This is a genomic window from Novosphingobium sp. UBA6272, from assembly GCF_002440635.1.
Classification (GTDB): domain Bacteria; phylum Pseudomonadota; class Alphaproteobacteria; order Sphingomonadales; family Sphingomonadaceae; genus Novosphingobium.
The window spans coordinates 21,503-28,340 of the sequence record NZ_DJUW01000029.1 but is presented as its reverse complement, the minus strand read 5'-3'; the positions used below and the strand labels follow the sequence as shown (position 1 = coordinate 28,340).

Below are 6,838 nucleotides of genomic sequence, written 5' to 3'. Positions count from 1 at the left end.
CGCCAAACCGGCAGCAGGCCACTCTGCGCGATGCCTTCCTTGCGGCACAGCTCAGCAATGCTGTCCTCGCCGCGCAGCCCATCGAGCACGATGCGGATCTTGTCTTCGGCCGAGAAATGGCGACGGGTCTGCCGCCGAATGTCCTTCACGACCCGCTCAGCAGGAGCCTTTACCGGCGATTTTTTCAAGGAGTGTTGGGACTTCATCTTCGTTCCTTCGTCACTACGACGAAGCCCCAACACTCCTTAAATCACAACGTCAAATCTGTGCCATTGGTGCTGACGGGGGACACTGGCCACGTCTGCAACTGGCTCGGGGGGAAGCTCTAAGGGGCTTGGATCAGCTGCATTGCCGTCTTTCAGCCTAAGCTGGGAGAAGTCCTCGACGGCCACTTCACGTGCATGGGACTGAAGCCCGAGCACAGCGGTGGCTGCAAAAATTATGAAACGCTTCACGTCACGCCTTTCGATGGCGTGCTGTGCAGATGGGGTTGCGCGAAACCCAATTTAGGCGCGCCCCTTTACTACTGTCAATCCAGCCGACAAGCCGACGACTAACTACGCAATGGAAATCTACGACTACGGCCCATCAGTAACCGGTTGGGTGTGCGAACTGCAATCAGAAGCCGCATAATGGCCAAGCATGCAGACTCTCTACGTTAGCAGGACAGGGTTGCGAAAGTCTCCAAATTGACGGTTGCTTGCCTTGATACAATCGACATCGCGCTCTTGCACGATTGGCGTAGTTGGAACGCAGCGCTTTCGGCTCTGCCAAGGGGGAGTCTTCTGTCGGCTCTGGTGACGACCCTGGAACGGAAGACATTGCAGCCGCGCACTGGATCAGTGCCCCAGCGGCATCCCGCCCGATCTAGTCGGGCGTGGAGCGAGCCAGATGAGAGCGGCGGCGAAGAGCAGGATGGCGCTGGTGGCCCAGAAGGTATGGATGAGCGCCAGGGTTGTCGCTTCGAGATCGACCATGTTGCTGAGAATCTGCCGCACCTGATCGGGCGGAAACCCGAGTCCGGTCAAGCTATCCTGCACGGCTTCCGGTTGCATCGCTCCGACGGCATCGCTCCGCGCCAGGCGCTGCGTGTCGGCCCAGTAGGAGAGCGTTATCGAGGTCGCTACCGCCGTTGCGATGGTCCGCATAAAGCTCTGAAGGCCGGCAGCCGACGCCACTTCATTGTCATCGACGGTGTTGAGGGTGAGCGACATGAGCGGAAGCATCATGAAGGTCACCCCCAAGCCCTGAACCAACTGCAGAATGCTGAGAGTCCAGAAATCGGCGTCCGTCGTCCAGGTCGTTCGGACGAGCGTCGTCGCCGCAATCCAGGCGATACCGCCCGAGACCAACAGGCGGGGGTCGAGGCGACTCATCAAGAAGGCCGCCAGTGGCGCTGTAAACAGTGCGCCGGTGGCGGAGAAAGATGACGACAATCCCGCTGAAGTCGCCGGGAATCCGAGCCAGGCCTGTTGCCACTGGGGGACAATGACAAAACCCGCGAAATAGCCAGCAAATGCGAGCGACAGCACTGTCAGGCTGACGCTGAACCCCCGGTGTCTGAACACCCGCAAATCGACAATCGGGTGATCTTCGCCTAGCTCCCAGATAACGAAGAGCAGAAGACAGACAAAGGAGGTGATCGATAGCGCGACGATCATCGGATCGGCGAACCAGTCATGGTTGCGGCCAAGGTCCAGCACGAGTTGCAGGCAACCCACCCAAAGGACCAGCAGGGCGAGTCCGATGAAATCGATGGGCTGGGTCTGCCGATCGGTTTCGACGGGCTTCAGCAACACGATACCCACGCCAATACAAAGGATCGCAACGGGCACGTTGATCAGGAATATCCAATGCCAGCTGTAGTTCTCGGTAAGGTAGCCTCCGATCATCGGGCCAAGAGCTGGCCCCATCAACAGTGTGACAGCCCACATGCCCAAAGCCATGTTGCGCTTTTCCGGCGGAAAGACCTTCAGGAGCAGCGTCTGCGACAAGGGCATCAGGAACGCGCCGAAGATCCCCTGGCCGATCCGGCATGCAACCAGCATCCCCATTGTGATTGAAATACCGCACAAGAAGGAAAGAATGCCGAAGCCGACCATGCTGACGACGAAGGTGCGCACCGAACCGAAGCGTCCCGCGATCCACCCGGTCAAGGGAACGCAGATCGCTTCAGCTACCGCGTAAGAGGTGATGATCCAGGCCCCTTGCTCAAGCGTGATCCCGAGGCTGCCAGCGACATGCGGGATCGAGACATTGGCGATGGTCAGGTCGAGAATGACCATGAAATTGGCCAGCGCCAGCACCAGCCCGGCGGCCAATTGCCGCGACGGGGCAATGCCAGCGCTTTCGGGTTTGGCGCTACTCATCGTGCCTTACCTTCGAGAAACATCGATCTCGACTTCCATCGACAGCCCGACGCGCAAGGGATGTTTCCGTAGCTCGGCAGGATCGAGTTCGATCCGCACCGGGAGACGCTGGACAGTCTTGATCCAGTTGCCGGTGGCGTTCTGGGCCGGAATAACCGCCATTGACGATCCGGTTCCGCCAGCAAAGCCGGTGATCTTGCCATGATAAACAACGTCGCCACCGTAAAGGCCCGAGGTCAGAGTGACGGGCATGCCGATGCGGACGCGGCGCAGCTGGCTCTCCCTGAAGTTCGCATCGACATAGAGCTTGTCGACCGGGACGATGGTCATGATGATCTGTCCTGGGTTCAGTCGTTGCCCGACCTGAATTTGCAGACGGCTCACCACCCCCGAAACGGGCGCCCGGATTTCGGTGCGTTCAAGATCGAGCCGCGCCGAGTCGAGCCGCGCCGCGGCAGCTTGCACAGCGGGATCGGTGTCGATGTTTGAGCCGCGCACCAGTGCATCGTTGGCCGCGAACTGGCCCTGGGCAACGCGGCGGGCCGAACTGACCTCCGATATCCCACCGCGAGCGGCATCGAGTGCAGCGCTGGCGGTGGCAAAGGTCCTACGTGCTTGGGTGACTTCTTCGCCAGACACGGCTCCGCTGGCAACCAGTGTCTCGCGACGCTGAAGATCGATCCTGGCCTTGTCGAACTCGGCCTGGGCGCTGCGCAATCGCGCCTGCGCTTGGACAATAGCCGCGCTCGACGTGTCGATCTGCGCCGACAGGGCACCGTTGGTCGCAACCGCCTGACCGAAACGGCGGCGGGCAGCGGCGAGGTCGGCCTGGGCCTGCGCTACGGCAATCTTCGCATTGGCCTGGTCGAGCCGGACCAGCACGTCCCCTGCCTTCACCTGCTGCGTATCTTCTACTAGAACCTCGATCGCCGATCCCGCGACCAGCGGCGTGACCTGTGCGATCTGTGCATTCACATAGGCGTTATCGGTGCCGACATGGTTTCGCGTAACCAGCAGGTACCATGCAGCCCAGGCAAGACCCACCACTCCAAGAGCGATCGCCAGCCGCTTTAGCCACTTTCTGCGCGTTCCCTTGCGCGCAGCGGAGAGTTCGGGATCGATCGCTGGCAATTCGGTTGCTGGTTCGGTCATTGGCCTGTCTGTCCTGTTGGCCGGGCGGCGGCGGTATCGAAGCCGCCACCCAACGCCCGGATCATCGCGAGCGTCGCGCCCCTTTCGTATGTCTCAAGCCCAATCACCACGAGCCGCAGGTCATGGACGCTGCGTTCGTTGGCGAGTACGTCGAGATAGCTGGAAAGGCCCGCCTCGTAGCGACGACGGACCAATGCCAGGGCGTCCTCGCTGGCGGTCAGCGCAGTTCGGGCAGCTGCAAGCCTCTTGTCCGCGGCGTCGCGCTGGGTGACAGCATCAGCGACCTGCTGAAAAGCGGTGACCACCGTCTGGTTGTAGTTCGCGACTGCCTCGTCATAGGCCGCCCAGGCGCCGCCGTATTGCGCCTTGAGGGCACCGCCCTGAAAGATTGGCAGGCTGATTGCGGGACCGACGTTGCCGAACAGCGACCCGGAATCGACCAGATTGCCGAGCCCCAGCGCCTGCAAGCCGACCAGCGCCCTGAGGTTGATCGAAGGAAAGAAGCCGGCGCGCGCGACCTTTACCTTGCTTGCCGCCGCTTCGACCCGTTCGCGCGCCGCGACGATGTCGGGACGGCGGCCCAGCAGATCGGTATTGATGCCCGCCGGAACTCCAGAAGGAGTGGAGGGTGCAAGCGGCGGGCGGGTGATCGATTGACCGCGGTCCGGCCCGGCACCGACCAGCGCGGCAAGCTGGTTGCGGCGGAAACCGATGTTCTCGGAGATCGCCGCGAGGTCCTGTTCGGCGAGGGCGACTTCGGCATCGGCGCGGCGCAGGCTCGCCAGGTTGTCGAGCCCGCTGCCGTGGCGCTGGGCGACAAGGTCTCGCGTCGACCGGCGATTGGCGAGTATCGACGCAGCATTGTCGTATTCGCGGTAGAATCGGCCCAGTTCGGCATAGGCGGCGGTGATCGCGACCGACAGCACGAGCCGGGCTTGCGCGGCATCGACCACCGCCGCGCGGGCCTCCGAGGTCGCCGCTGCATGGGCGGCGCGGTTGCGCCCCCACAGGTCTAGGTCGAATCCGAATGTCAGCGAGGCCTGACCGTAGTCTTTCCAGCCATCGGGCAGGAATTGCGCGGGGAGGCCGTTGTTACCGCTTTGACGCCGCAAGCCCCCTTCCGCCTCGGCACCAAGCGATGGCAGTCGTGCGGCTCCAGCCCTTTGCGCTTCGGATTCGGCCCGCTTGATCCGGGCTACGGCCACAGCGACCTGGGGCGAGTTGGCAAGACCTTCCTCGATCAGCGCGGTCAACTGCGGATCGCCGGCCAGACGCCACCATTGATCTGGCGGCCAGGCGGTGTTGCCGCGCGCGGCGAGTGTCTGCGATACCTCGATTGTATCGGGGGTGTGCATCGCGGGCCGAACCCCAGCATCGGGGACCGCAACGCAGGCGACCAGCATCAACGGCAGAGCGATGCCAGCCACGCGCATGGTATGGCTTGTCTTCGACTTGGGTTTTGGTTGCTCGGTAGATAGGGTCACGGCGCGTCGATAGCAGGTAGTAAAAATATTTACAATCTGTCTTGCAACAATAATGCTTTAAACGATCACGTAGATGCGCTATCAGATGTCGCATGTCTGACGCGGCGCAGCACGAACGGTTTGTTACCGAAGCGGATGAGTTGATATTCCTGATCGAGGAGGTTCCCCGCCGACTCAGGCGCATGTTTACGGTTTCGATGGCCGCGTTCGACATGACCACTCCGCAATGGCGGGCGCTGTCGTATATCATGCGCACGCCCGGCTTGAACCAGACCATGCTCGCGCGACAACTGGATCTCGAACGGGCTTCAGTGGGCCATATCGTCGATCAGCTCGAAGCGGCAGGCCTTGCTGAACGTCGCGCGGCCGGGGGAGACCGGCGGGTTTGGACCTTGCACCCCTTGCCGAAAGCAATCGAAATCCTCCCCTCGGTGCGTAAGGCCGCCGATCGACTATATCTGGAATTGCTCCGCAACGTCCCCCTTGAGGACATCGACCAAATGCGCTCCACGCTCTCCAGGATGGTAGCCAATATCAGTGGTCTAGACCCGGACTGAAGTCGGTTTGGGCTGGCAACAATGCCCGTTACATATTGTAGGCCCCGCGACCGCTGGCGACCAGCGTCCCGGCCTCGTCGTGAATGCGCACGTCGGCAACGCTTAGCGATTTCCCGGCCTTGATCAGCCGCCCTTCGGCATGAAGCGTCTGGCGGCTCGCTGCCCGATGGTAATCGACCCTCAGGTCGGCTGTGGATTTGCACATGTTTCCTGAGGCCAGGACTGCATAGAATCCCGTCAGATCGATCAACGAGGCGAGAATTCCACCGTGCATCGACGGGAGCGTGGGGTTGGAGATCATCTCGTCCCGCCATGGCATTTCGATCAGGATGTGCTCTGCGTCAGCTTCGACCATCCGCAAGTTCAGCCAGCGGTGAAACGGCGCGACCAGCAGGGCGCGGTTGAGCTCTTCCAGCGTCATGCAATCGTCTCCGGTTCGGACTGGCTTTCGAGGAATTCGATGATGGCCCTGCTGAACACGTCGTTGTCGTCGCCGACAACCATATGTCCAGCGCCCGAGACGTCGGTGAAGCGCGCGCCAGGCACCATCGCGCAGAACCGCTTCGCAGCCTCCATGGAAATCAGGTCGCTCGATCCGCCCCGCACCAGGTGGACCGGTAGCGAGAGGACGCTTGCCGCCGCCTGGGCTTGGGCATAGTCCTGTTCGCGCCGCCCGGTCATCCCGCTCAGAAAGCCGGGATCCCAATGCCAACGATAACGCTGGTCCGGGTCGAGACGGAGATAGCTCTTCAGGCCCTCGCTGGCGCCGCGCTTCTCGCGGTTCGGCATATAGTCCGCGATCGCCTCTGCGGCTTCGTCGTATGACGCGAAGCCGCGCTCCACATGGGCGTTCATGAAGCCGACAATTCGTGAAACACCCTCCGGGTCCATATCCGGAGTGACATCGACCAGCGTCAGCGACGCAAAGCTACCCGGTCGCACCGCCCCTTCCGCCACCAGCGCCGCCAATCCGCCAAGCGATGCGCCGATGACATGCGGCCGCTGGTTCAGCTTGTCGCAGACCGCGAGGATATCCTTGCCGAAATCGGCAAAGCGGTATCTACCGGGGGTGGCCCAGCCACTCTCGCCATGACCGCGCATGTCGATCGCCACCGAGCGATAGCCGTGCTCCGCCAATTGCTGCATCGTCTTGCGCCAGGTGCGCCGGGTTTGCCCTCCGCCATGCGCCAGTAATACGGACGGCCGACCATGACCATCGCCGACAAGGCTTGCCGCGATGGAGATGCCGCCGCTTCCGTCAAACGTCATGTGCATG

6 protein-coding genes and 1 pseudogene are annotated in these 6,838 nt (G+C 62.0%); 1 reads left to right on the top strand and 6 read right to left on the bottom strand.

All coding sequences use genetic code 11. The features are described from left to right. The 4 genes and pseudogenes from B2V17_RS14205 to B2V17_RS14190 form a co-directional block, all read right to left on the bottom strand. Positions 1–206, bottom strand: a pseudogene (locus B2V17_RS14205) (hypothetical protein); the annotation flags it as partial. 633 nt (positions 207–839) lie between these two features. Next, positions 840–2,369 (bottom strand): DHA2 family efflux MFS transporter permease subunit, encoded by a 1,530-nt coding sequence (locus B2V17_RS14200; protein ID WP_292970588.1) that lies wholly within the window; start codon positions 2,367–2,369, stop codon positions 840–842. A 6-nt stretch (positions 2,370–2,375) separates the two neighbouring features. Continuing rightward, positions 2,376–3,521, bottom strand: coding sequence for an EmrA/EmrK family multidrug efflux transporter periplasmic adaptor subunit (locus B2V17_RS14195; RefSeq protein ID WP_292998787.1), 1,146 nt, complete (start codon positions 3,519–3,521; stop codon positions 2,376–2,378). Next, positions 3,518–5,005 carry an efflux transporter outer membrane subunit gene (locus B2V17_RS14190; protein ID WP_292998785.1) on the bottom strand — a complete coding sequence of 496 codons (1,488 nt, stop codon included), beginning with the start codon at positions 5,003–5,005 and terminating at the stop codon, positions 3,518–3,520. Before B2V17_RS14190 ends, B2V17_RS14195 begins: the two co-directional genes overlap by 4 nt. A gap of 92 nt (positions 5,006–5,097) precedes the next feature. On the opposite strand from B2V17_RS14190, the gene B2V17_RS14185 reads away from it, so the two are divergent. After that, positions 5,098–5,562: a MarR family winged helix-turn-helix transcriptional regulator gene (locus B2V17_RS14185; RefSeq protein ID WP_169495421.1), complete on the top strand. Its 465-nt coding sequence runs from the start codon at positions 5,098–5,100 to the stop codon at positions 5,560–5,562. Between the two features lie 28 nt (positions 5,563–5,590). On the opposite strand, the gene B2V17_RS14180 is transcribed toward B2V17_RS14185, so the two are convergent. Together B2V17_RS14180 and B2V17_RS14175 are read right to left on the bottom strand one after the other, a co-directional pair. Beyond that, a complete protein-coding gene (locus B2V17_RS14180; protein WP_169495422.1) occupies positions 5,591–5,983 on the bottom strand; it encodes a PaaI family thioesterase in 393 nt (130 codons plus the stop codon). Continuing rightward, positions 5,980–6,831, bottom strand: a complete 852-nt coding sequence (locus tag B2V17_RS14175; RefSeq protein WP_240960223.1) for an alpha/beta fold hydrolase — start codon at positions 6,829–6,831, stop codon at positions 5,980–5,982. Before B2V17_RS14175 ends, B2V17_RS14180 begins: the two co-directional genes overlap by 4 nt. Positions 6,832–6,838 lie beyond the last annotated feature (7 nt).

What these genes read in the sequence shown, in the direction of transcription:
- B2V17_RS14200 (WP_292970588.1), bottom strand. Translation starts at nt 2,369, where the DNA reads ATGAGTAGCGCCAAACCCGAAAGCGCTGGCATTGCCCCGTCGCGGCAA.
- B2V17_RS14195 (WP_292998787.1), bottom strand. Translation starts at nt 3,521, where the DNA reads ATGACCGAACCAGCAACCGAATTGCCAGCGATCGATCCCGAACTCTCC.
- B2V17_RS14185 (WP_169495421.1), top strand. Translation starts at nt 5,098, where the DNA reads ATGTCTGACGCGGCGCAGCACGAACGGTTTGTTACCGAAGCGGATGAG.
- B2V17_RS14180 (WP_169495422.1), bottom strand. Translation starts at nt 5,983, where the DNA reads ATGACGCTGGAAGAGCTCAACCGCGCCCTGCTGGTCGCGCCGTTTCAC.
- B2V17_RS14175 (WP_240960223.1), bottom strand. Translation starts at nt 6,831, where the DNA reads ATGACGTTTGACGGAAGCGGCGGCATCTCCATCGCGGCAAGCCTTGTC.